The following is a 24,049-nucleotide window of genomic DNA, read 5'->3' on the forward strand; positions in this document are numbered from 1 at the left end:
CCCGTGCTCCGCCGTTGATCTGACACCATTCCCCGGGGGCCCCGTTCGGCGGAGGACGAGGCTCGTTGGAGAAGCTGACCAGGGGACGGATGGGACCGCGCAGTGCGGGGCTACGAGAGCCAGGAGCGAGAGCCGGCGGCTGACGTCGACCACCTCTCTCGGTTCGAGGCCGAGATGAAGCGGCTGAGGACCGAGCGGGAGAAGGCGATCCAGCACGCCGAGGACCTCGGCTACCAGGTCGAGGTGCTGCGCGCCAAGCTGCACGAGGCGCGCCGCACTCTGATGACCCGGCCCGCCTTCGACGGCGGTGACATCGGCTATCAGGCCGAGCAGTTGCTCCGTAATGCCCAGATCCAGGCCGACCAGCTGCGCCAGGACGCCGAGCGGATGGCCGCGGAGGCCCGCGCGCAGACCCAGCGCATCCTGCAGGAGCACGCCGAGCAGGCGGCCCGGCTCCAGGCGGAACTGCACCAGGAGGCGGTGACCCGGCGCCAGCAGCTCGACCAGGAGCTGGCCGAGCGCCGCGCCACCGTCGAGTCGCACGTCAACGAGAACGTGGCCTGGGCCGAGCAGCTGCGCGCCCGCACCGAGCAGCAGGCCCGCCGGCTGCTGGACGAGTCCCGCGCCGAGGCCGAGCAGGCGCTCGCCGCCGCCCGCGCGGAGGCCGAGCGGGTGACCCGGGAGGCCCGGGAGCGGCTCCAGAGCGACGCCGAGACGGCCCGCGCGGAGGCCCAGGAGATCCTGCGCCGCGCCCGTACGGACGCCGAGCGCCTGCTGAACGCCGCCTCCACGCAGGCCCAGGAGGCCACCGACCACGCCGAGCAGCTGCGCACCAGCACGGCCAGCGAGTCGGACGCCGCCCGCCGGCAGGCCGCCGAGCTGAGCCGGGCCGCCGAGGAGCGGATGGCGGCGGCCGAGGAGGCGCTGCGCAAGGCGCAGGCCGAGGCCGAGAAACTGCAGACGGAGGCCGAGCAGGCCGCCGCCAAGAGGCTGGCGAGCGCCGAGGCGGCGGGCGAGGCGCGGACGCGCACGGCGAAGGAGCAGGTCGCCCGGCTGGTCGAGGAGGCCACCAAGGAGGCCGAGCAGACCAGGTCCGAGGCCGAGCAGCTGGTCGCGGACGCCCGTGCCGAGGCCGAGAAGATCGTCGCCGAGGCGTCGGAGAAGGCCCGCACGCTCACCGCCGAGGAGAGCGCGACCCAGCTGTCCAAGGCGGCCAAGACCGCCGAGGACGTGCTGAACAAGGCGTCCGAGGAGGCCAAGCGGACCACCAAGGCCGCCGCCGAGGAGGCGGAGCGGATCCGCACCGAGGCCGAGACCGAGGCGGACCGGCTGCGCGCCGAGGCGCACGACATCGCCGAGCAGCTCAAGGGCGCGGCGAAGGACGACACCAAGGAGTACCGCGCCAAGACGGTCGAGCTGCAGGAGGAGGCCCGCCGGCTGCGCGGCGAGGCCGAGCAGCTGCGCGCCGACGCGGTCGCCGAGGGCGAGTCGATCCGCGCGGAGGCCCGCCGGGAGGCGGTCGCGCAGATCGAGGAGGCGGCCAGGTCCGCCGAGGAGCTGCTGGCCAAGGCCAAGGCGGACGCCGACGAGCTGCGGCAGACCGCGACCGCCGACAGCGAGAAGGTCCGCACCGAGGCCATCGAGCGGGCCACCAGCCTGCGCCGGCAGGCCGAGGAGACCCTGGACCGTGCCCGCAAGGAGGCCGAGCGGCTGCGCGCCGAGGCCGACGAGCAGGTCGAGACGGTCCGGACGGATGCCGAGACCGCGGCGCGCGAGCTGCGCGAGGAGACCGAGCGGATCGTCGAGGCCCGCCGCGCCGAGGCCGCCGAGGAGCTGACGCGGCTGCAGACGGAGGCGCAGGACCGGCTCGAGTCGGCCGAGCAGGCGCTCACGGAGGCCCGCGAGGAGGCCGCCGGGATCCGCCGGGAGGCCGCCGAGGAGACCGAGCGGCTGCGCGCCGAGGCGGCGGAACGCATCCGCGGCCTCCAGCAGCAGGCCGAGGCCGAGGCCGAACGGCTGCGTACCGAGGCCGCGGCCGACGCGTCCGCCTCCCGCGCCGAGGGCGAGGCCGTCGCCGTACGGCTGCGCAGCGAGGCCGCCGCCGAGGCCGAGCGGCTGAAGGCGGAGGCGCAGGACACCGCCGACCGGGTGCGCGCGGAGGCGAGGGCCGCCGCCGAACGGCTGGCCACGGAGGCGTCCGAGACGCTGGCCGCCGCGCAGGAGGAGGCCGCCCGGCGCCGCCGCGAGGCCGAGGAGACGCTCGGCAGCGCGCGGGCCGAGGCCGACCAGGAGCGCGAGCGGGCCCGCGAGCAGAGCGAGGAACTGCTGGCCGTGGCCCGCGCGCGGGTCGAGGAGGCGCAGGCCGAGGCGATCCGGCTGGTCGAGGAGGCCGACCGGCGCGCCACCGAGATGGTGTCCGCCGCCGAGCAGCACGCCCAGCAGGTACGGGACTCCGTCGCCGGGCTGCACGAGCAGGCGCAGGAGGAGATCACCGGGCTGCGCTCGGCCGCCGAGCACGCCGCGGACCGCACCCGGCGGGAGGCCGAGGAGGAGGCGGACCGGGTCCGCGCCGACGCCTACGCCGAGCGGGAGCGGGCGAGCGAGGACGCCTCGCGGATCCGGCGCGAGGCGAACGAGGAGACGGAGGCCGCCAAGGCCCTGGCCGAGCGTACGGTCGGGGAGGCGATCGCCGAGGCCGAGCGGCTGCGCGCGGAGGCGGGCGAGTACTCCCAGCGGGTGCGCACCGAGGCGTCGGACGCGCTCGCCGAGGCCGACCAGGCCGCGGCCCGTACCCGGGCGGACGCCCGCGAGGACGCCAACCGGATCCGCTCGGACGCGGCGACCCAGGCCGACACCCTGATCACCGAGGCCCGCAACGAGGCCGAGCGTCTCCAGACCGAGACGGTCGCCGAGGCGGACCGGGTGCGTGCGGAGGCCCTGGCGGCCGCCGAGCAGCTCGTCGGGGACGCCACCGGCGAGGCCGAGCGGCTGCGCGCCGACGCCGCCGAGACGGTCGGCTCGGCCCAGCAGCACGCCGAGCGGGTGCGGGCGGAGGCCGAACAGCTCAAGGCGGACGCGGAGGCGGCGGCCGAGCGGCTCGTCAACTCCGCCCGCGAGGAGGCCGAGCGGACCCTGGACGAGGCCCGCAGGGAGGCCAACAAGCGGCGTTCGGAGGCGGCCGAGCAAGTCGACACGCTCATCACCGAGACCACGGCCGAGGTCGACAAGCTGCTCGGCGAGGCGCAGGAACAGGCGCTGAAGACCACCGCGGACGCCGAGGCGCAGGCCGACACGATGGTGGGCGCGGCCCGCAGCGAGGCCGAGCGGATCGTCTCCGAGGCGACCGTCGAGGGCAACTCCCGGGTGGAGAAGGCCCGCACGGACGCCGACGAGCTGCTGGTCGGCGCCCGCCGGGACGCGACCGCGATCAGGGAGCGCGCGGAGGAGCTGCGCGACCGCATCACCACCGAGATCGAGGACCTGCACGAGCGGGCCCGCCGCGAGGCGGCCGAGACGATGAAGTCGACCGGCGACCGCTGCGACGCGCTCATCAAGGCCGCCGAGGAGCAGCTGGAGAAGGCGGAGGCGAAGGCGAAGGAGCTGGTGTCGGAGGCCAACTCCGAGGCGGGCAAGGTGCGCATCGCCGCCGTCAAGAAGGCGGAGGGGCTGCTCAAGGAGGCCGAGCAGAAGAAGGCCAGCCTCATCAAGGAGGCCGAGGAGCTGAAGCACGAGGCGATCCGCGAGGCCCGGCGCACGGTCGAGGAGGGCAAGCGCGAGCTGGAGATCCTGGTGCGCCGGCGCGAGGACATCAACGCCGAGATCTCCCGGGTCCAGGACGTCCTGGAGGCGCTGGAGTCCTTCGAGGCGCCGTCGTCCGGCAAGGAGGGCGGGGTCAAGGCCGGTGCGACGGTCGGCGCCCCCCGTTCGGGTGGCAAGGCGTCAGACGGCTAGCGTGTGAGGTCCATTCGGGTGTCTCCTGGGGGCTTTGTCCGGGTCCTTGGCAAGCCGTCCGACGGTCAGCCACCCAAAAGAGGTGTCATTCTCCAGATCAAACACGTATCCGCTCGATGACACACCGCTTCGGCCCCTAGGATTCCCCCTATCACCTCACCGGTCTCACTTGACAGGAACCCCATGAGCGACACTTCCCCCTACGGCTTCGAGCTTGTGCGGCGTGGGTACGACCGCGCTCAGGTGGACGAACGTATCTCCAAGCTCGTCTCCGACCGTGACAGCGCTCTTGCCCGCATCACCGCCCTGGAGAAGCGCATCGAGGAGCTCCACCTCGAAACGCAGAACGCCCAGGCCCAGGTCACCGACGCCGAGCCGTCGTACGCGGGTCTCGGCGCGCGGGTCGAGAAGATCCTGCGGCTGGCCGAGGAAGAGGCAAAGGAGCTGCGTGAGGAGGCCCGTCGGGCGGCCGAACAGCACCGCGACCTCGCCGAGTCGGCGGCCCAGCAGGTCCGTAACGACGCCGAGTCCTACGCCGCGGAGCGCAAGGCCAAGTCCGAGGACGAGGGCGTCCGGATCGTCGAGAAGGCGAAGGCCGACGCCGCCGGGCTGCGTGCCGAGGCGCAGAAGGACGCGCAGTCCAAGCGCGAGGAGGCGGACGCCCTCTTCGAGGAGACCCGCGCCAAGGCCGCGCAGGCCGCCGCCGACTTCGAGACGAACCTGGCCAAGCGCCGCGAGCAGTCCGAGCGCGACCTGGCCTCGCGTCAGCAGAAGGCCGAGAAGCGGCTGGCGGAGATCGAGCACCGCGCCGAGCAGCTGCGCCTGGAGGCGGAGAAGCTGCGCACCGACGCCGAGCGCCGCGCCCGCCAGACGGTGGAGACGGCCCAGCGCCAGGCCGAGGACATCGTGGCCGACGCCAACGCCAAGGCCGACCGCATCCGTTCCGAATCCGAGCGCGAGCTGGCGGCGCTCACCAACCGCCGCGACAGCATCAACGCCCAGCTGACGAACGTCCGCGAGATGCTCGCCACGCTGACCGGCGCGGCGGTCGCCGCCGCGGGGACCACGACCGACGACGAGCCCATCTCCCGGGGTGTCCCGGCGCAGCAGACCCGGTAACTGCGGGTCGCGGGGAATCTGCGGCTCCGTCGTGGCTTGTCGCGCAGTTCCCCGCGCCCCTTTGGGGCGCTTTCGAAGCCCCCTGCCTCAAGTGGCAGGGGGCTTTTTCCCGTCTTAGCGTGGCCGCATGATCGAGCTGGTGGGGCTGAGCAAGCGGTACGGCGAGAAGGTGGCGGTCGACCATCTGACCTTCGCCGTGCGGCCGGGCATCGTCACCGGGTTCCTCGGGCCGAACGGGGCCGGGAAATCCACCACCATGCGGATGATCCTCGGGCTGGACCATCCCACCGCCGGCGACGTCCGGATCGACGGCAAGCACTACGACCGGCTGAGGGACCCGCTGACGTACATCGGGGCGCTGCTGGACGCGAAGGCCGTGCACGGGGGCCGGAGCGCCTACAACCACCTCCTCTGTCTGGCGCAGAGCAACGGCATCCCGAGCCGTCGGGTGGACGAGGTGCTGCAGACCGTCGGGCTGGCCGCCGTCGCGCGGAAGAAGGCCAAGGGGTTCTCGTACGGCATGGGGCAGCGGCTCGGGATCGCCGCGGCGCTGCTCGGGGACCCGCGGATCCTGATGTTCGACGAGCCGGTCAACGGGCTGGACCCGGAGGGCATCCACTGGATCCGGAACCTGATGAAATCGCTGGCCGCGCGGGGGCGGACGGTGTTCGTCTCCAGTCACCTGATGAGCGAGATGGCCCTGACCGCCGATCACCTGATCGTCATCGGGCAGGGACGGCTGCTCGCGGACACCTCCATGGCCGACTTCATCCGGGCCAACTCGCGGTCGTACGTGCGCATCCGCTCCCCGCAGCGCGAGCGGCTGCTCGATGTGCTGCACGGGGACGGGATCACCGTTGTGGAGGCGGGTGGCGGCGTGCTGGAGGTGGACGGCGGCAAGGCCGAGCGGATCGGGGAGCTGGCGGCGCGGCAGGGGATCGTGCTGCACGAGCTGAGCCCGCAGCAGGCCTCACTGGAGGAGGCGTTCATGCAGCTGACGGCGCAGGCGGTGGAGTACCACGCGCAGGACGGCCCGGAGCCGGCACCGCAGGGCTGGGGCGCCGGCTGGAAGGGCGGTGCGGGATGACGGCCGTCCAGGTCATCCGGTCCGAGTGGACCAAGATCCGGTCGGTGGCGTCCACGGTGTGGACACTGTCCCTGGCCGTGGTGGTCACCATCGCCGTCGGGATGCTCATCTCCGCGCTGTCGAGGAGCCAGTTCGACTCGATGCCGGTCCAGGACCGGCTGTCCTTCGATCCGACCTACATCAGCTTCGCGGGCATGAGCCTCGGGCAGCTCGCCCTGATCGTGTTCGGGGTGCTGGTCGTCTCGAACGAGTACAGCACCGGCATGATCCGGGTCTCCCTGGCCGCCGTACCGCAGCGCGCCACCTTTCTGTTCAGCAAGATCGCGGTGGCAACCACGCTCGCGCTGGTCGTCGGCATGTGCACGAGCTTCGCCGCGTTCTTCCTCGGGCAGGCGATGCTCGGCCCCCACCGGGCGCGGATCGGCGACCCCGGCGTGCTGCGCGCGGTGCTCGGCGGCGGGCTCTACATGACGCTGATCGCGATGTTCTCCATGGGCGTCGCCGCGATGCTGCGCTCGCCGATGCTGTCGCTCGGTATCCTGATGCCGTTCTTCTTCCTGATCTCCAACATCCTGGGCAACGTGGACGCCACGAAGAAGATCGGCCGGTTCCTGCCGGACCAGGCGGGCAGCCGGATCATGCGGGCGGTGGTGCCGACCGGCGACGACACGCCCTACGGGCCCTGGGGCGGGCTCGGGATCATGGTGCTGTGGGTGATCGCCGCGCTGGCCGGCGGGTATGCCGTCCTCAAACGCAGGGACGCTCAGTAGTCCCTTGCGTCACGGACCGTAGTGGTTTGGCTTTACTTTCTTTTGGGCGGAACCGTCAGCTCCTCGATATCCTCCTAACCCTTACGGGGGCGTGTGCCCCGCTGTCCTGAACCTTTCGATGGGTGCGGAGCATGATCGAGGCTGTCGGCCTGACCAAGCGCTACGGCGACAAGACCGCCGTGTACAACCTTTCCTTCCAGGTGCGGCCGGGTGCCGTCACCGGCTTCCTCGGGCCGAACGGCTCGGGCAAGTCGACGACGATGCGGATGATCCTCGGGCTGGACAACCCGTCGTCCGGCTCGGTGACGATCGGCGGCTACCCGTACCGCAAGCTGCCCAACGCCCCCCGCCAGGTCGGCGCGCTGCTCGACGCCAAGGCCGTGCACGGCGGCCGGAGCGCCCGCAACCACCTGCTGAGCCTCGCCCAGCTGTCGGGCATCCCGGCCCGGCGGGTGGACGAGGTGCTGGGTGTGGTCGGCCTCCAGGAAGTGGCCAAAAAGCGCTCCAAGGGCTTCTCTCTCGGCATGGGCCAGCGCCTCGGCATCGCCGCCGCGCTGCTCGGCGACCCGCAGGTGCTGCTGTTCGACGAGCCGGTCAACGGCCTCGACCCCGAGGGCATCCTCTGGGTCCGCAACCTGATGAAGGCGCTCGCGGCCGAGGGCCGTACGGTCTTCGTCTCCTCGCACCTGATGAGCGAGATGGCGCTGACCGCCGACCACCTCATCGTCATCGGGCGCGGCCAGCTGCTCGCCGACATGAGCGTGAAGGACTTCATCTCGGCCAACTCCGCCGACTTCGCCCGTGTGCGCACCCCCGACTCGGAGCCGCAGCTGCGCGAGAAGCTGAGCGGCGCGCTCACCGAGGCGGGCGGCCATGTGCTGCCGGAGCAGGACGGCGCGCTGCGCGTGACCGGGCTGCCGCTGCCGCGCATCAGCGACCTGGCGCACGAGGCGGGCGTACGGCTGTGGGAGCTGTCGCCGCACCAGGCCTCGCTGGAGGAGGCGTACATGCGGATGACGCAGGGCGCCGTGGACTACCGCTCCACCATCGACCAGAAGGCGGGCCTGCAGCAGCCGCTGCCGCCCGGCGCCCAGCCGCCCATGCCGGTGCCGGGCCAGGGCCAGCCCGGCTGGTACGCCCCGCCGCCGCCCCAGCAGGGCGGCCAGCCGTTCGCGATGCCACAGGGGCCCGCGGGGCCGTACGGCGGCGCCCAGGCGGGCGGTTACGGCGCCCAGGGCGCGCCCGGCGTGCCTGCGCCTGCTCCCGCGCCGGGCGCGGGAGCCGCCAACCCGTACGCCCAGCAGGCGGCACCGCAGCCCGCCCAGGCCCCGCAGGCCCCGGCCCCGCAGGCCCCGGCCGCCGCACCGCAGGCCCCGGCCGCCCCGCAGCAGGCGCCCGCCGCTCCCCCGGCCCCGGCCTCCGCGCCCACCGCCTCCGCCTCCGCCTCCGCCGACCTGACCAAGCCCGAGGACGCCCGATGAGCACCCACCAGCCCCCGATGCCGCAGGCTCCCGCCGCCGCGCCCGACTGGCAGGCGGCGCCCGGCGGCTCGTACCCCGGTTACACCTCACCGATCCCGGTCGTGCGCACCCACCTCGGGCACGCGCTGGCCTCCGAGTGGACGAAGATCAAGTCGGTCCGCTCGACGATGTGGACGCTCGGCGTGTTCATCGTGCTCGTCCTCGGCATCGGCCTGATGGCCGCCTCGTTGGTCAAGTCCAACTCCGGTTCGCAGAGCCTGTCGGACCAGGACCCGCTGCAGTTCGGCTTCTTCGGCCTGCTCCTCGGCAGCATGTGCATCATCACGCTCGGCGTGCTGACCACGGCCTCGGAGTACGGCACCGGCATGATCCGGACGACGATGACCGCGTGCCCGAGCCGGCTGCGGGTGCTCGCCGCGAAGTCGATCGTGTTCTTCCTGGTCGCCTTCGTCGTCACCCTGGTCACGTCCGGCTTCGTGGCCATGGTCCAGGCGTCCATGCTGGAAGGTGTCGGCGGCGCCGGCACCCCCTCCACCGGCGAATGGCTCAAGGCGACCGTCGGCATCAGCCTCTACATCGCGCTGCTCGGACTGTTCTCGCTGCTCATCGGCTCGATCATCCGGCACTCCGCGGGCGCCATCACCATCATGATCGGCACCGTGCTGGCCCCGCTGGTGATCGCGCTGTTCATGGCCGCGCAGTCACTGGAGAAGGTCCGGCAGTGGCTGCTGGAGTACTCCATCCCGAGCCAGATGAGCTGCTTCTACGACAACTCCCTGAGCCGGTCCGGCCCCACGGGCTGGGACCCCCTGTGGATCATGCTGGGCCTGGCGGCGGCCGCGTTCGCCGGCGCCTGCGCCCTCCTGCAGAACCGGGACGTGTGAGGCCCGCCTCCGTTCCGCCGGACGTTGGCCACGAGGGAACCTGCTAGAACCTCGGCGCCTTACGGGACCGCTGCACCCTGATGGTGCGGCGGTCCTTCGCGTTCCAGCAGGCCTTGTGCCAGTGGCGGCGGTCGTCGACGCCCGCGTGCTCCGGCCAGGCCACCACGTGCGGCACGGCGGAGGGGATCAGCTGGTCGCAGCCGGGGCAGCGGTAGGTCTTGCCCTCGGCGCTCGCCCCGGCGACATGGCGCACGCTCCACTCCTCGCCCTGCCAGGACTCGGTCGACTGCCAGCCGCCGTACCGGCCGGCGGGGTCGTCCTCGGCGCTGCGGCCCGACGATCCGGCTGCCTTCGGTCGGTTGCGACGCGGGGACACGGGACACCTCTCGGGGCTATACAGGAAGCACGGATGCATCCAGCCTACGCGCCGCGGACGGGGGTACGCGTACGGAGCCAAACCGTACAAGTCCCCCTCCGCGACGGCTCATTCTGCAGACAATCCGCAAATCTCTCCGCCAGGCCGTGTCCTGGGCACGTGTCAGGCGGTTATGCGGGTGGGGGAGCTCCGGGTCGGAGCCAAGGAAGCAGGAAATGAGATGTACGTAGGAAGTTTTGTGCTGGGCGCCCAGTTCCCGGGCCAGGGCCCCGGGGAGGCCCTGCACCGGGCGGTCCGCTCGGCGGAGGTCACCGAGGCGGCCGGTCTTGACGCCGTGTGGCTGGCCGAGCACCACTTCGTGCCGTACGGCACATGCCCGTCCGCCGTCACCCTGGCCGCTCTGCTGCTCGGCCGCACCCGCCGCATCCGCGTCGGTACGGCGGTCAGCGTGCTGCCCACGGCACACCCCGTCGCCCTCGGCGAACAGGCCGCGCTGCTGCACCTGACGAGCGGCGGACGGTTCACGCTGGGCGTGGGCCGCGGCGGCCCCTGGGTGGACCTGGAGGTCTTCGGCACGGGCCTCGCGGCGTACGAACACGGATTCCCGGAGTCACTCGATCTGCTGCTGCGCTGGCTGCGCGAGCCGTCGGTGTCGGCGTCCGGCGAGCGCTTCGCCTTCCGCGAGGTGCCGGTCGTACCCCGCCCCTCGGAAGCACTGACGGACACCCCGGGACCCGAGGTCGTCGTCGCCTGCACCTCCCCGGCGAGCGTGCGGCTGGCCGCCGAGCGCGGACTGCCGATGCTGCTCGGCATGCACGTCGGGGACGAGGAGAAGGCCGAGATGGTCGCCCTGTGGCGGCGCTCGGCCCGTGCGGCGGGCCGGCCGGCCGAGGAGATCGCGGGCGCCGCGCATGTCTCGGCCGGGGTGTGCCAGCTCGCCGACCGGCGCACGGACGCGGCGGAGACCCTCCTGAAGGCGATGCCGGGCTGGCTGAAGCAGGGCCTGGAGGCGCATGTGACGGTCGACGGCCGGGAGCGCACGATGCGCGACCCGCACGCCTACACCGAACTGCTCTGCGGCCTGCATCCGGTCGGCACCCCGCGGCTGGCCGCCGACCGGCTCGCGGCCACCTCGGAGCGCACCGGCATCTCCCGCTTCGCCCTCCTCGTGGAGGGCTCGGGCGATCTCGCCGCGACCGAGGAGAACCTACGGCGGCTGGGCGCCGAGGTGCTGCCCCAGCTGCGCTGAGCAACGCGCCCGCGGACGTGGGCGCTTGCCGCCCCAGTGGTGAACTCACCTGTGCGGGTGGAGCGGCAAGCGAGCGGCTCACTGCCTCCGCCGTGCCGGGGCTGCCCGTCAGCAGTCCCGGAGCTCCGGCGACTGGTTGAGCAGCTGACTGCGCACCGAGGTGAAGCGGGCCAGCGTCTCGTCCACCGAGGCGTCCAGCGGGAACACCGCCACCCGGTGGCAGTTCTGGAAGGCCAGCCGCACACCGAAGTGCCGCTGGAGGGCGCCGCGGATGGCGTCACTCGCGAGCGCACGCAGCAGCTGTCCGCGTGCCTGCTCGTCCGGCGGGGGCGTCTGGTTGTCGGCGAACGGTCCGCCGTCGACCTTCAGCTGGGCCACCAGGGAGCTGATCATCTCCCACGCGTAGGGCAGGGAGGTCCGGACGCAGTCGACGAATGCTGCTTCGTCGACCTCGCCTCGCTCGGCCTGTTCGAGTAGGGCCGGTGAGACGTCGAGCGACATGGGTTCTCCTCTCGCACCCCCGACGGGCAGGGGTTGCCGGACAGATAAGGGAGTTCGCTATATCGAACACGCTCAGTACATATGCGGCGACCTCCCGTTCCCTACGGTAGGCAACCGTCGGTGACCACACCAGCAGAATGCGTATATGGAACGGTCCCGTTACGGGCACAATCGGCCAGGGATGAACAAGAGTTTCCAGGGACAATTGGGGCGATCAACCGGGAGCGGGACGGGCGAATCGCGCGCACCGAGGGGCGTCGAGTAGCGTTGCCGACCATGCGTCTCGTCATTGCCCGATGCTCGGTCGACTACGCCGGCCGGCTCACCGCCCACCTGCCCTCGGCACCCCGCCTGATCCTGGTCAAGGCGGACGGCAGCGTGTCCATCCACGCCGACGACCGGGCCTACAAGCCGCTCAACTGGATGTCGCCGCCCTGCACGCTGAAGGAGGGCACGGGCGAGGAGGACGGCGTCTGGACGGTCGTCAACAAAGCGGGCGAGAAACTGATCATCACCATGGAGGAAGTCCTCCACGACTCCTCGCACGAACTGGGCGTGGACCCCGGCCTGATCAAGGACGGCGTGGAAGCGCACCTCCAGGAGCTGCTGGCCGACCGCATCGAAACGCTGGGCGAGGGCTACACCCTCATCCGCCGCGAGTACATGACGGCCATCGGCCCGGTGGACATCCTGTGCCGGGACGCGGAAGGCCAGACGGTCGCGATCGAGATCAAGCGCCGCGGAGAGATCGACGGCGTCGAGCAACTCACCCGCTACCTCGACCTGTTGAACCGCGACCCCCATCTGGCCCCGGTCCGCGGCATCTTCGCCGCCCAGGAGATCAAGCCCCAGGCCCGCGTCCTCGCCACGGACCGCGGCATCAACTGCCAGATCCTCGACTACGACGCCCTGCGGGGCATCGAGGACGACAAACTGCGCCTGTTCTGAGCGGCCGCCTTCGATCCTTTTCCGCCGTCGCGGCGGAAAAGGATCAGATCACCGAGCCCGAAGACCGCGACGCGCTCCCCGAACTCCGCGGTGCCGTCGGGCCGCTCGCCGTGTCCGTCGTGGACGGGGTCGTAGTGCCCGTCGGGGACTTGGTGGGTGTCTGGGTCGGCGTGTTGGAGGGCGGGGTTGAGCTGGGGGTGCCACCCGGGGGCGTCGGCTTCGTCGGCGTCGGCGAACCCGGCTTCGTCGGCCTGGACTTGGACGGCGCCGGAGACGTGCCCCCGCCGCCCGTGCCCCGGGTGTCGCTCGGGTCGGCCGATGGCATCGTGGCCGGCGTCGACGGCGTCGAGCCGGCCGTCGTGCCGTGCGTGCCGCCGGGGCCCGGGTTCGCCGGGCGGGAGGCGGTCCGGGTCGAGCCGGTGCCTGATGCCGGGTCCTGCCGGGGGTCCGCGCCGAGGCTGCCGTCGCCCGTGCCCTGGCTCGCCGAGGGGTTGACGTCGACCTTGCCGGCCGGGTTCTTGTCGGCGTTCTCGTTGGACGTCATGCCCAGCGTGACGACCGTACCCAGCACGGCGGCCAGCAGCGCGCCCGAGCCGACCGCGACGAGGTTGCGGCGGGCCAGCAGGAGCAGGCTGCCGCCGCGTGCCGTGGTGGCCGGGAGCCGGTGGGTGACCAGGGGATCGCCGAGGGGCACGTACGGCGGTGGCGCCGACTCCTCGTGCCGTACCTCCGGCGGCTCCTCTCCCGCCGTCGCCGGGATCCCGACCACCTCGCCGGAGCGGTCGGCGACCAGTGCGAGGGCCCGGCGCCCGGCGGTGGTGCCCCGCTTGTCGGCGAGCGCGCCGCGCAGCCCGATGGACGCCTCCAGCTCGGCGCGCGCCCGGTCGAGCTGTCCGCCGCACAGCGCCAGGATGCCCAACTCATGGTGGAAATAGGCCTGTTCGGATACCTCACCGGCCAGCCGGGAGGCCTCCGCGCCGGAGCGCAGAGCCCGCGCCCAGGCACCCCAGTGCAGCCCGGCGGCGAACGCGGGCGCGGCCGTGCGGGCGAGCCGTACCGCGCAGCTCGGTTCCCCTTCGGCAGCCGGAACCGTCTGCGGGACCACCGCGGCGAGGGCGGCCAGGACCGCGTCGGCCTCCGCGCACACCCGCTCGGGGGTGACCGAGGGATGCCCGGTCCACCAGACGTAGTGCTCGGCGGCGGCCAGCGCCTGCGCCGCGGCGTCGTCGGCGTACCCGGCGGCCTCCAGCTGGGTCAGCACCCCGGCGGCGAGGCGGTAGCGGGCGCCGACCGGGGAGACCAGCCCGCAGCTCGCCAGCTCACCGAGGGCGGCGTCGGCGTGGGTGTCGCCGATCAGCGCCGGCAGATGCGCCTGGTGCGGCAGTTCACCGCCGAGGGCGACGGCGAAGCGCAGGGCGGCGCGGGCGGAGGCGCTGAGCCGGGAGGCGAGCAGCGGGGCGGGCGCGGCGGCCTCGCCCAGGGAGGGCAGCGGGACCGCGTCCGCCGGCTCCGCCGCCAGATCCACGGGCGGGCGGGCATCGGGTCGTACGTCCTCGAAGACGCCGTACGCGTCCACCGCCCCGGCGCCGGCCCGCAGTTCATCGCGCTGCCGGAGCAGGGCGCCGGCCTGGACGAACCTCAGCGGCAGCCCCTCGGACTCGAACCACAGGTCGCCGGCCCAGTTGGCCTCCTCCTCGGTGAGGACACGGCCGGCGGTCCGCTCCAGGATCTCCGCGCCGGCGGCGCGGCCGAGGCCGCTGAGGAAGACCTCCTCGACCTCGGACTCGGCGGACGGCGCGGGCACGTCGGGGGTGGCGCCGATCAGGAACGCGCACTCGGGGGTGGCGTCGCGCAGCTCGTCGAGGGCGGCTCCGCCGAACTCGATGTCGTCCAGGACGACGACCGCGCCGATCTCCCCGACGAGCGCGTGCAGTTCGTCCGGTTCGGGCCGGTACTCCGGGGCGTCGTAGACGGCGTGGAAGAGGTCGTGCAGAAGCTCGCTCGGCGTGCGGTGGTAGCCGCTCAGGCGCACCACACCGTCGGGGGCGAGGTCCAGGCAGTCCTCGGCGACGAGGTCCAGCAGGGCGGTGCGGCCGGAGCCGCCGGGCCCGGTGAGCCGGACGGAGCGGCCGCGGGCCAGCAGCCGGACCAGGCGCTCGCGTTCGTCCTGGCGTTCCAGCAGGGCGAGCGGCGGCGGGGTGGGGCCGGGCGGCACGGGCGGCCGGGCGGCACGGGCGGCCTCGGCTCGCTCGGCCGTGGTGCGCTTGCGGGGCCGCTGCGGTCGCCGGGCCGGCGGGCAGGGTTCTATCTCGCTGCCGTCGACGGGGTTGACGGTCAGCAGCAGGTCACCGGAGACGAGCTGCGCCGTACGGGCGAGCGCGGGCGTGCTCTGGCCGAAGTCGGAGGTCAGGGATTCCCGGGGCGAGCGGCGGCTGTGCGCCTGGCCGTGCTCCTCGGGTCCCGGGTTGATCGGGTCCATAGGTCCAAGCCCCCCAAAAGCGTCGTGTGCCCGTGATTCAGGCCCCTCCCGGCCTTGTCGCACACCGCGCTGTCGCTTCTGGTCCGGGCCCGCTCGGTCGAGGGTTGCGAGGCAGCGGGCGACCGAACCCTAAACCTTCGCTCAGTATCTCCGACAGGGCGGGGTGCCGTGCGGTCCGAGACGTCACAGTCCGGTGAGGATTGCCCCCGACGCACGCTTCGGCGGCTGCGCCCGGGTCTCCCCCGTCGCCCCTTTCCCACCCGCTCGCGGCGTTGCGCCCGGTCCCCCGCGGCTCACACCCGGGGCAGCGACTCCACCCCGATGCCGCCCTCGATGGCGAGGATGCGGTGCAGCCGGGTGGCCACCAGCAGGCGCTGCATCTGCGGGGGGACACCGCGCAGCACCAGACGGCGACCGCAGCGGCCGGCCCGCCGATGGGCACCCATGATCACGCCGAGTCCGGTGGCGTCCCAGGAGTCCAGTTCGGACAGGTCGAGCACCAGGTCGCCGACTCCGGTGTCGACGGCCGAGTGCAGGGCCGTACGGGCGTCCGCCGCGCTGCGGACGTCGAGGCGGCCCCCGACGACCAGCTCGGCGTGGTCGCCCCTGATGTGCATATGCGCTCCCCGTTGAATGCGGTTGGCGTACTCCGTGACGTTGCACCGTCTGACTGCGTGAGTGGTGGTGCGGTTGCTGCTTGTAAGCGAACCGATACCGAATTCACCCCGGGGGGTGATGTTCCCGGGGTGAAAGTCGGCGACGGGACGCCTCAGTACTTGTAGAAGCCCTGCCCGCTCTTGCGGCCGATGTCACCGGCGTCCACCATCCGGCGCATCAGCTCCGGCGGGGCGAACTTCTCGTCCTGGGACTCGGTGTAGATGTTGCCGGTGGCGTGCAGCAGGATGTCCACGCCGGTGAGGTCGGCCGTGGCGAGCGGGCCCATGGCGTGGCCGAAGCCCAGCTTGCAGGCGAGGTCGATGTCCTCGGCGGTGGCGACACCGGACTCGTACAGCTTGGTCGCCTCGACGACGAGGGCGGAGATGAGCCGGGTGGTGACGAAGCCGGCCACGTCCCGGTTGACGACGATGCAGGTCTTGCCGACGGACTCGGCGAACTCCCGGGCGGTGGCGAGGGTTTCGTCGCTCGTCTTGTAGCCGCGGACCAGCTCGACGAGCTGCATCATCGGCACCGGCGAGAAGAAGTGGACGCCGACGACCCGCTCGGGGTGCTCGGTGGCCGCCGCGATCTTGGTGATCGGGATCGCGGAGGTGTTGGAGGCGAGCACGGCCTCCGGGCGCACGAGCTTGTCGAGCGCGCGGAAGATCTCGTGCTTGACCTCCAGCTTCTCGAAGACGGCCTCGACGACGATGTCCGCGTCGGCGGCGGCGTCCAGGTCGGTGGTCGCGGTGATGCGGGCCAGGGAGGCCTCGGCGTCGCCCGCCTCCATCTTCCCCTTGCTCACGAACTTGTCGTACGAAGCCTTGATGCCGTCGGTGCCACGCCCCAGTGCCTCGTCGGTGACGTCGCGCAGAACGACGTCCCAGCCCGCCTGCGCGGCGACCTGTGCGATCCCGGACCCCATGAGACCGGCCCCGATGACGGCGAGCTTCCGTGCCACTGACGACTCCCTTGAACGCGCTCCAAGTCTGCTTCTCCGGCGGACCATAGCGCTCCGGAGCCGCTGTGTGAGCGGTTAGTAACGCGTGTCACGGTCTCAGAGCGTGAGACGCCCGTCACGTCTTGTTCGACGGACTCGGCGACCCTCCCGTCGGCGGATCCGACGGGACACGGGCCACCGTGGCCGCGGCGCCAATTGCTCACGGGTTCACACGGGTTGGCACTTCCCGGACGGCGTAGTTCAGGACGCGTTCGCTCAACAAGTCCTCGATGTCGTCGAGGAGGACGAGTACCTCTCGGGATACTTCGGCCGGTTTGCGGCCTGCGAGCATCTCGCGGCCGATGGTGACGAAGACCGTCTGGTGGATCCAGCAGATCTGACCGGCCATCAGGTCAGGCAGCGGGTCGCCGGCGCCGGCACCGGCCTCCTCGCGCAGGGCCGCCGCCACGTTGTCATGGATCTCCTGCTGGAGGAGCCAGAGGCGGGAGCGCAGCGCGGGTGCGTCGTGGATGACCCGCATGAAGCGGTCGTAGCCCGCCATCAGGCCGACCCGGGGCGAGACGGCCTCGACCTCGCCGCGCAGTTCGCGCAGGACGGCGCGTGCGGCGGACTCCCCCGCGTCCCGGCCCCGGACCCAGCGGGCCAGCCGGTCGGTCATGCCGGCGGAGCGGTCGAAGAAGAGGTCCTCCTTGGCGGGGAAGTAGTTGTAGACGGTGTTGACGGAGACGTTCGCCGCCTCCGCGATCTCCGCGACCGTCACCGCGTCGAAGCCGCGCTCGATGAACAGACCCGTGGCGACATCGGAGATGTACTGCCTGGTCTGCCGCTTCTTCCGCTCCCTGAGCCCCTCTGCCATGCCCGCATCCTAACTTCGCTGGTGCCCCTGAAAGCTTGGATGACATGAAAACTTGGAGACGTTGCAAAATTTCAGGGACTCTGTTTTTCTGTGGGCATGGCAGCAGTCATCAGCGCGGCGGGACTCGCCCGCACCTTCCAGACCAAGGCCGGGCCGGTGGAAGCCGTGCGCGGCATCGACCTCGCCGTCCGCGAGGGCGAGATCCTCGGCTTCCTCGGCCCCAACGGCGCCGGCAAGACGACCACCCTGCGGATGCTCACCACCCTGCTGAAGCCGACCGGCGGCGCGGCCACCGTCGCCGGGCACGATCTGGCGACGGATCCGGCCGGGGTGCGCGCGGCGAGCGGGTACGTCGCCCAGTCCGGCGGCGTCGATCCGCAGATCACCGTGCGGGAGGAACTGCTCACCCAGGGCCGGATGTACCGCCTGCCGAAGGCCGAGGCCGCCGGGCGCGCCGAGGAACTGGCCCGGGAGCTGGACCTCACCGGGCTCCTCGACCGGAAGGCCGGTGCCCTCTCGGGCGGTCAGCGCCGCCGGCTGGACATCGCGATGGCACTCACCCACCGGCCGAAGGTGCTGTTCCTGGACGAGCCGACGACCGGACTCGACCCGGGCAGCCGCGCCGACCTGTGGGACCTGGTCCGCCGGCTGCGCGACGAGCACGGCACGACCGTCTTCCTGACCACCCACTACCTGGACGAGGCCGACGCCCTCGCGGACCGCCTGGTCGTCGTCGACCGGGGCACGGTCGCCGCCGAGGGCACGCCGGGCGCGCTGAAGCTCGCGTACGGCGGCTCGCTCGACGCCACCCTCCAGGACACCTTCCTCGCCATCACCGGCCACGGTCCCGCCGAGGCCGGCCCCGCCCCCGTAGCCGTCTAGGGATCCACACAGATGCTTCTGAACGACACGGCCCTCATCTACGGCCGCTATCTGCGCCAGTCGCTGCGCTCCCGCTTCGCCCTGCTCTTCGGGGTGCTCACGCCGCTGCTCTACCTGCTCTTCTTCGGCCCCCTGCTCACCCGTCTCCCGCTCGGCGGCACCGGCAGCTCCTGGCAGGTGCTGGTCCCCGGGCTGCTGCTCCAACTCGGCTTGTTCGGGGCCCTGTTCGCGGGCTTCACGGTGATCGTCGAGAAGGGGCAGGGGGTGGTGGAGCGGATGCGGGTGACCCCCGTCAGCCGGCTCGCCCTGCTGCTGGGCCGGGTGCTGCGCGACGCCACTGTCTTCGTCTTCCAGGCGGTGCTGCTGGTGCTGGCCGCGCTGGTGATGGGCCTGCGCGCGCCGCTCGCGGGGGTGCTGATCGGCTTCGCGTTCGTCGCCCTGCTCACGCTCTCGCTGGCCTCGCTGTCGTACGCGCTCGGCATGAAGGTCCGTACCCCGCAGGAGTTCGGCCCGCTGATCAACATGGTGTCGATGCCGTCGATGCTGCTGTCCGGCCTGATGCTCCCGATGACCCTGGCACCCGCCTGGCTGGACGTGCTCTCGCACTTCGTCCCGTTCCGCTATCTGGTGGACGCGGTGCGCGACGCGTACGTGGGCCGGTACGCGACCGGGCACATGCTCTACGGCGCTCTCGTCGCCGTCGGCTTCGCGGTGGCGGCCGTGACGGTGGGCACACGGGTGTTCCGGACGGCCGGGGCGTAACTAGGCTGGCCGTATGGTCAATCTGACGCGTATCTACACCAGGACCGGCGACAAGGGCACCACCAACCTCGGTGACATGAGCCGGGTGCCCAAGACGGACCTCAGGATCTCCGCGTACGCGGACGCCAACGAGGCCAATGCGGTGATCGGCGCCGCGATCGCGCTGGGCGGCCTGGACGCGGAGGTCGTCAAGGTCCTCACGCGCGTCCAGAACGACCTGTTCGACGTGGGTGCGGACCTGTCGACGCCCGTGATGGAGAACCCCGAGTTCCCGCCGCTGCGGGTGGAGCAGTTCTACATCGACAAGCTGGAGGCGGACTGCGACCGCTTCAACGAGCAGCTGGAGAAGCTCCGCTCCTTCATCCTGCCCGGCGGCACCCCCGGCGCGGCCCTCCTGCACCAGGCCTGCACGGTCGTCCGCCGGGCCGAGCGCGCCACCTGGGCGGCCCTGGAGGTGCACGGCGACACCATGAACCCGCTCACGGCGACCTACCTCAACCGCCTGTCCGACCTGCTGTTCATCCTGGCCCGGGTGGCGAACAAGGAGTTCGGGGACGTGCTGTGGGTGCCGGGCGGGGAGCGTTAGCGCTCGCGCCTGGGGAACAGCGTGTAGCTCGCGGCGATGAGCACGTTGATGCCGATCAGCCACAGCATCCGCAGCTGCCACCGGCGCAGAGAGCCGGTGTCGCCCGCGGAGCCGACGTACCAGATGGCGGCCTGGAGGAGGGCGAGGGCGACCAGGGAGGCCAGGATCCAGCGGGCCGCCACCTTCCACTCGTGGACGGCACGGGCCGTGCCGTACTTCGGGGGCTTCGGCGGGGGCGGGCCGCCGGCGAAGCGGTGGGCGATCCGGGCGTCGGCCCACTGGATCGTCGAGTGGCCGAGCCCGACCGTGAAGCCGATGTAGACGGCGGCCAGGCCGTGCCGCCAGTCCGGCTGTGCGCCGTGCTTCAGATCGATCGCCGTCACGACGAAGAGCACGACCTCCAGCAACGGCTCGCACAGCAGCAGCGCGAGGCCGGTGCGGGGCATCCGCAAGGCGTACCGGAAGGTCAGTCCGGCCGCCAGCAGCACCCAGAACGCCACCTCGCAGGCGATGATCAACCCGACGATCACGGTTCGCTCCCCTCGCTCACCCCTCAAGGCTCCCGGCCGCCGGGGCGCGGATCGTCGTCTGCGGGGGCGAACCCGGGGTAAGCGAAAGTCGCAGTCCAGGACCCTGCCCCAGGAGCACGCGGGCCGGTCGCGGGCCGTGTTGGATGGGGGCATGACCCGCGCACTCCCCCGCCCCCACCGCGACGACGTGCGGATCGCCGTGGGCGGTCTGCTCGGCGGGGTGCTGCTGTGGCTGCTCGGGATCCATCCGCGCGTGCCCTCGAACCCGCTCGTGCTGTGGTCCGCACCCTGGGCACCGCTGGTGCCGCTCGCCCTGACCGCTGCCTGTGAGCCGCTGCGCCGCATCCGGCCCCGGCTCGGCCTGGCGGTCGGCACGCTCGCGCTGACCCTGGACACGATGACGCTCGGCAGCATCGTCACCGTCGTGCTGTACACCGACCTGATGTACGCGGCCGTCCTGTACGGCACGGCCTCCTCCGCCCGCCGCATCCCCTGGATCACCGGGCTGCTGACGGTCCTCGGCGGAGTGGTACCGGCCGCTCTCTGGCGCGATCCGCAGGCGCTGCTGATCGGGGTCGGCGTCGGCGTGGTCGCGCTGGCGCCCGCCGCGACCGGCTGGGTGGTGCGCAACCACCGCGATGCCGCCGAGGCCGCCCGGCTGCGCGCCGAACAGACCGCGCTGCTGGCCGAGATGGACCGCGCGCAGGCGGTCACCGCCGAACGGGCCCGGATGGCACGAGAGTTGCACGACATGGTCGCCAACCACCTGTCCGCGATCGCCATTCACTCCACGGCCGCGCTGTCGCTGGACGATCCGGGGACCTCCCGGGACGCGCTCGGCGTGATCCGGGAGAACAGCGTGGCGGGGCTGGCCGAGATGCGGCGGCTGATCGGGATCCTGCGGGACAGCAGCGGCGACCTGGAGCCGGCCGCGACACCGACGCTCGACGGCCTGGCCACGCTCGTCGAGGGCGCCCGCGCCAACGGCCTGGACGTGCGCCTTCAGGACGGGCACGGCCGGGTGCCCGCGCCGGTCGAGCTGGCCGCGTACCGGATCGTGCAGGAGTCGCTGACCAACGCGCTCAAGCACGCGGCGCCGGGGCCCGTCCGGGTCACCCTCGGGCAGACCGACGGCGCCCTGCGCGTCGAGGTCACCAGCCCCTACCGGCCCGGTGACACCCCGCGCGCCCCCGGCTCGGGCTCCGGGCTGACCGGGATGCGGGAGCGGGCGACGCTGCTCGGCGGCACTTTCGCGGCCGGGGCGAAGGCCGGCCTGTGGACCGTACGCGCCACATTCCCCCTCACCGAATCCGAGACCGAAGCCCGGCCCCAGGCCCATGCCCAGACCCAAGCCCAAGGAGACCCGACGTGATCCGTGTCCTCGTCGCCGAGGACCAGTCCGCCGTCCGCGCCGGACTCGTCCTGATCCTGCGCAGCGCGCCCGACATCGAGGTGGTCGGCGAGGCGGCGGACGGTGAGCGGGCGGTGGAGCTGGCCCGGGAGCTCGGGCCGGACCTCGTGCTGATGGACGTACAGATGCCGCGCCTGGACGGGGTGTCGGCGACCCGGCGGATCGTCGCCGAACGGCTCGCGGACGTCCTCGTGCTGACCACCTTCGACCTGGACGAGTACGTCTTCGGGGCGTTGCGGGCCGGAGCCGCGGGGTTCCTGCTGAAGAACGCCGAGGCGAAGGACCTGGTGACGGCCGTCCGCACGGTGGCGCGCGGGGAGGGCATCGTCGCGCCGGCCGTGACCCGGCGGCTGATCGCCGAGTTCGCGGCGGGGCCGGTGCGCGAGACGAGCCCCGATCCGGCCGTGCTGGACGGGCTGACCCGGCGCGAGCGCGAGGTGCTGTCCTGTGTCGGCCAAGGGCTGTCGAACGCCGAGATCGCCGAGCGGCTGCGGATGGCGGAGGGCACGGTGAAGACGCACGTCAGCCGGTTGCTGGCCAAGCTGGAGCTGCGCAGCCGGGTCCAAGCGGCCGTGCTGGCACGGGAATTGGGAATCTGACGGCGCTCCGGGAAATTGGTCCAGACCTATTGACCGGTGGTCCAGACCTTTCTACTCTCACAGCACCGTGGGCGTGAAGGCTCAGTCATGCCCCTGACATCCCCACTCCCTCTCACGAGGAGGCGCAGCATGCGCTTCAGACACAGAGCCGCGGCAGGCTTCGCGACCCTGCTGCTCCCCCTGGCCGGCCTCGTCGGTCTCGCGAGCCCCGCCCAGGCCGCGGCGGGCGCGACGGCGAGCTTCACCAAGACCAGCGACTGGGGAACCGGCTTCGGCGGTCAGTGGACCATCAAGAACACCGGTACCTCCAGCATCAGTTCCTGGACCGTCGAGTGGGACTTCCCCTCGGGGACGTCCGTCACCTCCGCCTGGGACGCGGACGTCACCAGCTCCGGCACCCACTGGACCGCCAAGAACAAGTCCTACAACGGCACCCTCGCCCCCGGTGCCTCGGTCTCCTTCGGCTTCAACGGCGCGGGAGGGGGATCGCCGAGCAACTGCAAGCTCAACGGCGACAGCTGTGACGGTACGACCGTCCCGGGCGACTCGGCCCCGAGCGCCCCCGGCACCCCGGCCGCCTCGAACATCACCGACACCTCGGTCAAGCTCTCCTGGGGCGCGGCCACCGACGACAAGGGCGTCAAGAACTACGACGTGCTGCGCGACGGCAAGGTCGTCGGCACCGTGACGACGACGTCGTACACGGACAGCGGCCTGACCGCCGGCACCGACTACTCCTACACCGTGCAGGCCCGCGACACCGCCGACCAGACCGGCCCGGTCAGCGGCGCGGTCAAGGTGCACACCACCGGCGGCACCACCACTCCCCCGACCACCGGCGACAAGGTCAAGCTCGGCTACTTCACCGAGTGGGGCATCTACGGCCGCAACTACAACGTCAAGAACCTGGTGACGTCCGGCTCCGCGGCGAAGATCACGCACATCAACTACGCGTTCGGCAACGTGACAGGCGGCCAGTGCGCGATCGGCGACTCCTACGCCGACTACGACAAGGCCTTCACCGCCGACCAGTCGGTGAGCGGCGTCGCCGACACCTGGGACCAGCCGCTGCGCGGCAACTTCAACCAGCTGCGCGAGCTGAAGGCCAAGTACCCGAACCTCAAGGTGCTGTGGTCCTTCGGCGGCTGGACCTGGTCCGGCGGCTTCGCGCAGGCCGCGGCCAACCCGACCGCCTTCGCGGACTCCTGTTACAAGCTGGTGAAGGACTCGCGCTGGGCCGACGTCTTCGACGGCATCGACATCGACTGGGAGTACCCGAACGCCTGCGGGCTGTCCTGCGACACCAGCGGGGCCGCCGCCTTCAAGAACGTCATGGCCGCGCTGCGCGCCAAGTTCGGCTCCAGCGCCCTGGTCACGGCGGCAGTCACCGCGGACGGCTCCTCCGGCGGCAAGATCGAGGCCGCCGACTACGCGGGCGCCGCAGGCTACGTCAACTGGTACAACGTGATGTCGTACGACTTCTTCGGAGCCTGGGACGCCCAGGGCCCCACCGCCCCGCACTCCCCGCTCACCTCGTACTCCGGCATCCCGAAGGCCGGGTTCGACACAGCCGACGCGATCGCCAAGTACAAGTCCGTCGGCGTCCCCGCGTCCAAGCTGCTCATCGGCATCGGCCTCTACGGCCGCGGCTGGACCGGCGTCACCCAGGACGCCCCGGGCGGCACGGCCACGGGCCCGGCGGCCGGCACGTACGAGCAGGGCATCGAGGACTACAAGGTGCTCAAGACGTCCTGCCCGGTCACCGGCACCATCGCCGGTACGGCGTACGCCCACTGCGGCAGCAACTGGTGGTCGTACGACACCCCGTCGACCATCGCCGGGAAGATGAGCTGGGCCAGGTCCCAGGGCCTGGGCGGTGCGTTCTTCTGGGAGTTCAGCGGCGACACCAGCGACGGTGAGCTGGTGAACGCCATCAGCAGCAACCTGTAGGACCCGAAAG

The 24,049-nt window shown here is 72.1% G+C and carries 21 protein-coding genes; 14 read left to right on the top strand and 7 right to left on the bottom strand.

Annotated elements, in window-relative coordinates:
• Nucleotides 1–102: 102 nt before the first annotated feature.
• From scy to BFF78_RS14160, 6 genes are all read left to right on the top strand, one after another.
• Nucleotides 103–3,951, top strand: coding sequence for a polarized growth protein Scy (scy, locus tag BFF78_RS14135; protein WP_069778667.1), 3,849 nt, complete (start codon nucleotides 103–105; stop codon nucleotides 3,949–3,951).
• Nucleotides 3,952–4,134: 183 nt separating this feature from the next.
• Nucleotides 4,135–5,070, top strand: a complete 936-nt coding sequence (locus BFF78_RS14140; RefSeq protein ID WP_069778668.1) for a coiled-coil domain-containing protein — start codon at nucleotides 4,135–4,137, stop codon at nucleotides 5,068–5,070.
• A 127-nt stretch (nucleotides 5,071–5,197) separates the two neighbouring features.
• A complete protein-coding gene (locus BFF78_RS14145) occupies nucleotides 5,198–6,157 on the top strand; it encodes an ATP-binding cassette domain-containing protein (protein ID WP_069778669.1) in 960 nt (319 codons plus the stop codon).
• Entirely contained in the window at nucleotides 6,154–6,927 is a 774-nt protein-coding gene (locus tag BFF78_RS14150; RefSeq protein WP_069778670.1) for an ABC transporter permease, read from the top strand. The genes BFF78_RS14145 and BFF78_RS14150 overlap by 4 nt, the downstream gene beginning before the upstream one ends.
• A 131-nt stretch (nucleotides 6,928–7,058) precedes the next feature.
• Entirely contained in the window at nucleotides 7,059–8,408 is a 1,350-nt protein-coding gene (locus BFF78_RS14155) for an ABC transporter ATP-binding protein (RefSeq protein WP_069778671.1), read from the top strand.
• Nucleotides 8,405–9,292: an ABC transporter permease gene (locus BFF78_RS14160; protein WP_069778672.1), complete on the top strand. Its 888-nt coding sequence runs from the start codon at nucleotides 8,405–8,407 to the stop codon at nucleotides 9,290–9,292. The genes BFF78_RS14155 and BFF78_RS14160 overlap by 4 nt, the downstream gene beginning before the upstream one ends.
• Before the next feature lie 43 nt (nucleotides 9,293–9,335).
• Here the strand turns inward: BFF78_RS14160 and BFF78_RS14165 are convergent, their stop codons facing one another.
• Nucleotides 9,336–9,668, bottom strand: coding sequence for an ATP/GTP-binding protein (locus BFF78_RS14165; RefSeq protein ID WP_069778673.1), 333 nt, complete (start codon nucleotides 9,666–9,668; stop codon nucleotides 9,336–9,338).
• Between the two features lie 220 nt (nucleotides 9,669–9,888).
• Between BFF78_RS14165 and BFF78_RS14170 the strand changes: the two genes are divergently transcribed.
• Complete coding sequence (locus tag BFF78_RS14170) at nucleotides 9,889–10,917, top strand: LLM class flavin-dependent oxidoreductase (RefSeq protein ID WP_069778674.1); 1,029 nt, start codon at nucleotides 9,889–9,891, stop codon at nucleotides 10,915–10,917.
• Nucleotides 10,918–11,025: 108 nt separating this feature from the next.
• On the opposite strand, the gene BFF78_RS14175 is transcribed toward BFF78_RS14170, so the two are convergent.
• A complete protein-coding gene (locus tag BFF78_RS14175) occupies nucleotides 11,026–11,418 on the bottom strand; it encodes an SCO5389 family protein (RefSeq protein WP_030656147.1) in 393 nt (130 codons plus the stop codon).
• 276 nt (nucleotides 11,419–11,694) lie between these two features.
• Here BFF78_RS14175 and nucS point away from each other — a divergent pair, with 276 nt between their 5' ends.
• Nucleotides 11,695–12,366 (top strand): endonuclease NucS, encoded by a 672-nt coding sequence (gene nucS, locus BFF78_RS14180; protein WP_069778675.1) that lies wholly within the window; start codon nucleotides 11,695–11,697, stop codon nucleotides 12,364–12,366.
• 43 nt (nucleotides 12,367–12,409) lie between these two features.
• On the opposite strand, the gene BFF78_RS14185 is transcribed toward nucS, so the two are convergent.
• From BFF78_RS14185 to BFF78_RS14200, 4 genes are all read right to left on the bottom strand, one after another.
• Nucleotides 12,410–14,845: an AAA family ATPase gene (locus BFF78_RS14185; protein WP_069778676.1), complete on the bottom strand. Its 2,436-nt coding sequence runs from the start codon at nucleotides 14,843–14,845 to the stop codon at nucleotides 12,410–12,412.
• A 293-nt stretch (nucleotides 14,846–15,138) separates the two neighbouring features.
• A complete protein-coding gene (locus BFF78_RS14190; protein ID WP_014675024.1) occupies nucleotides 15,139–15,462 on the bottom strand; it encodes an STAS domain-containing protein in 324 nt (107 codons plus the stop codon).
• A 152-nt stretch (nucleotides 15,463–15,614) separates the two neighbouring features.
• Complete coding sequence (locus tag BFF78_RS14195) at nucleotides 15,615–16,463, bottom strand: 3-hydroxyacyl-CoA dehydrogenase family protein (protein ID WP_069778677.1); 849 nt, start codon at nucleotides 16,461–16,463, stop codon at nucleotides 15,615–15,617.
• A gap of 199 nt (nucleotides 16,464–16,662) precedes the next feature.
• Nucleotides 16,663–17,319 (bottom strand): TetR/AcrR family transcriptional regulator, encoded by a 657-nt coding sequence (locus BFF78_RS14200; protein ID WP_069778678.1) that lies wholly within the window; start codon nucleotides 17,317–17,319, stop codon nucleotides 16,663–16,665.
• A gap of 96 nt (nucleotides 17,320–17,415) precedes the next feature.
• Here BFF78_RS14200 and BFF78_RS14205 point away from each other — a divergent pair, with 96 nt between their 5' ends.
• From BFF78_RS14205 to BFF78_RS14215, 3 genes are read left to right on the top strand one after another with little or no spacing between them, the layout of a single operon-like run.
• Nucleotides 17,416–18,201: an ABC transporter ATP-binding protein gene (locus BFF78_RS14205; RefSeq protein WP_069778679.1), complete on the top strand. Its 786-nt coding sequence runs from the start codon at nucleotides 17,416–17,418 to the stop codon at nucleotides 18,199–18,201.
• Between the two features lie 12 nt (nucleotides 18,202–18,213).
• Nucleotides 18,214–18,963 carry an ABC transporter permease gene (locus tag BFF78_RS14210; protein WP_069778680.1) on the top strand — a complete coding sequence of 250 codons (750 nt, stop codon included), beginning with the start codon at nucleotides 18,214–18,216 and terminating at the stop codon, nucleotides 18,961–18,963.
• A 13-nt stretch (nucleotides 18,964–18,976) separates the two neighbouring features.
• Nucleotides 18,977–19,549: a cob(I)yrinic acid a,c-diamide adenosyltransferase gene (locus tag BFF78_RS14215; RefSeq protein ID WP_069778681.1), complete on the top strand. Its 573-nt coding sequence runs from the start codon at nucleotides 18,977–18,979 to the stop codon at nucleotides 19,547–19,549.
• Here the strand turns inward: BFF78_RS14215 and BFF78_RS14220 are convergent.
• Nucleotides 19,546–20,079: a hypothetical protein gene (locus tag BFF78_RS14220; RefSeq protein WP_069778682.1), complete on the bottom strand. Its 534-nt coding sequence runs from the start codon at nucleotides 20,077–20,079 to the stop codon at nucleotides 19,546–19,548. The two genes, BFF78_RS14215 and BFF78_RS14220, sit on opposite strands and share 4 nt — an antisense overlap.
• A gap of 151 nt (nucleotides 20,080–20,230) precedes the next feature.
• Here BFF78_RS14220 and BFF78_RS14225 point away from each other — a divergent pair, with 151 nt between their 5' ends.
• The 3 genes from BFF78_RS14225 (at nucleotide 20,231) to BFF78_RS14235 (ending at nucleotide 24,039) form a co-directional block, all read left to right on the top strand.
• Nucleotides 20,231–21,451 (top strand): sensor histidine kinase, encoded by a 1,221-nt coding sequence (locus BFF78_RS14225; protein WP_069778683.1) that lies wholly within the window; start codon nucleotides 20,231–20,233, stop codon nucleotides 21,449–21,451.
• Nucleotides 21,448–22,089 (top strand): response regulator, encoded by a 642-nt coding sequence (locus tag BFF78_RS14230; RefSeq protein WP_069778684.1) that lies wholly within the window; start codon nucleotides 21,448–21,450, stop codon nucleotides 22,087–22,089. The genes BFF78_RS14225 and BFF78_RS14230 overlap by 4 nt, the downstream gene beginning before the upstream one ends.
• Nucleotides 22,090–22,218: 129 nt before the next feature.
• Entirely contained in the window at nucleotides 22,219–24,039 is a 1,821-nt protein-coding gene (locus BFF78_RS14235; RefSeq protein WP_069778685.1) for a glycoside hydrolase family 18 chitinase, read from the top strand.
• Nucleotides 24,040–24,049 lie beyond the last annotated feature (10 nt).

Origin of the sequence: Streptomyces fodineus (assembly GCF_001735805.1) — a bacterium.
GTDB classification, from domain to species: Bacteria; Actinomycetota; Actinomycetes; order Streptomycetales; family Streptomycetaceae; genus Streptomyces; species Streptomyces fodineus.

Excerpts from the sequence above, each read along its gene's own strand:
- BFF78_RS14140 (WP_069778668.1), top strand. The coding sequence starts at position 4,135 with ATGAGCGACACTTCCCCCTACGGCTTCGAGCTTGTGCGGCGTGGGTAC.
- BFF78_RS14145 (WP_069778669.1), top strand. The coding sequence starts at position 5,198 with ATGATCGAGCTGGTGGGGCTGAGCAAGCGGTACGGCGAGAAGGTGGCG.
- BFF78_RS14150 (WP_069778670.1), top strand. The coding sequence starts at position 6,154 with ATGACGGCCGTCCAGGTCATCCGGTCCGAGTGGACCAAGATCCGGTCG.
- BFF78_RS14155 (WP_069778671.1), top strand. The coding sequence starts at position 7,059 with ATGATCGAGGCTGTCGGCCTGACCAAGCGCTACGGCGACAAGACCGCC.
- BFF78_RS14160 (WP_069778672.1), top strand. The coding sequence starts at position 8,405 with ATGAGCACCCACCAGCCCCCGATGCCGCAGGCTCCCGCCGCCGCGCCC.
- BFF78_RS14170 (WP_069778674.1), top strand. The coding sequence starts at position 9,889 with ATGTACGTAGGAAGTTTTGTGCTGGGCGCCCAGTTCCCGGGCCAGGGC.
- BFF78_RS14175 (WP_030656147.1), bottom strand. The coding sequence starts at position 11,418 with ATGTCGCTCGACGTCTCACCGGCCCTACTCGAACAGGCCGAGCGAGGC.
- nucS (WP_069778675.1), top strand. The coding sequence starts at position 11,695 with ATGCGTCTCGTCATTGCCCGATGCTCGGTCGACTACGCCGGCCGGCTC.
- BFF78_RS14185 (WP_069778676.1), bottom strand. The coding sequence starts at position 14,845 with ATGGACCCGATCAACCCGGGACCCGAGGAGCACGGCCAGGCGCACAGC.
- BFF78_RS14190 (WP_014675024.1), bottom strand. The coding sequence starts at position 15,462 with ATGCACATCAGGGGCGACCACGCCGAGCTGGTCGTCGGGGGCCGCCTC.
- BFF78_RS14200 (WP_069778678.1), bottom strand. The coding sequence starts at position 17,319 with ATGGCAGAGGGGCTCAGGGAGCGGAAGAAGCGGCAGACCAGGCAGTAC.
- BFF78_RS14205 (WP_069778679.1), top strand. The coding sequence starts at position 17,416 with ATGGCAGCAGTCATCAGCGCGGCGGGACTCGCCCGCACCTTCCAGACC.
- BFF78_RS14210 (WP_069778680.1), top strand. The coding sequence starts at position 18,214 with ATGCTTCTGAACGACACGGCCCTCATCTACGGCCGCTATCTGCGCCAG.
- BFF78_RS14215 (WP_069778681.1), top strand. The coding sequence starts at position 18,977 with ATGGTCAATCTGACGCGTATCTACACCAGGACCGGCGACAAGGGCACC.
- BFF78_RS14225 (WP_069778683.1), top strand. The coding sequence starts at position 20,231 with ATGACCCGCGCACTCCCCCGCCCCCACCGCGACGACGTGCGGATCGCC.
- BFF78_RS14235 (WP_069778685.1), top strand. The coding sequence starts at position 22,219 with ATGCGCTTCAGACACAGAGCCGCGGCAGGCTTCGCGACCCTGCTGCTC.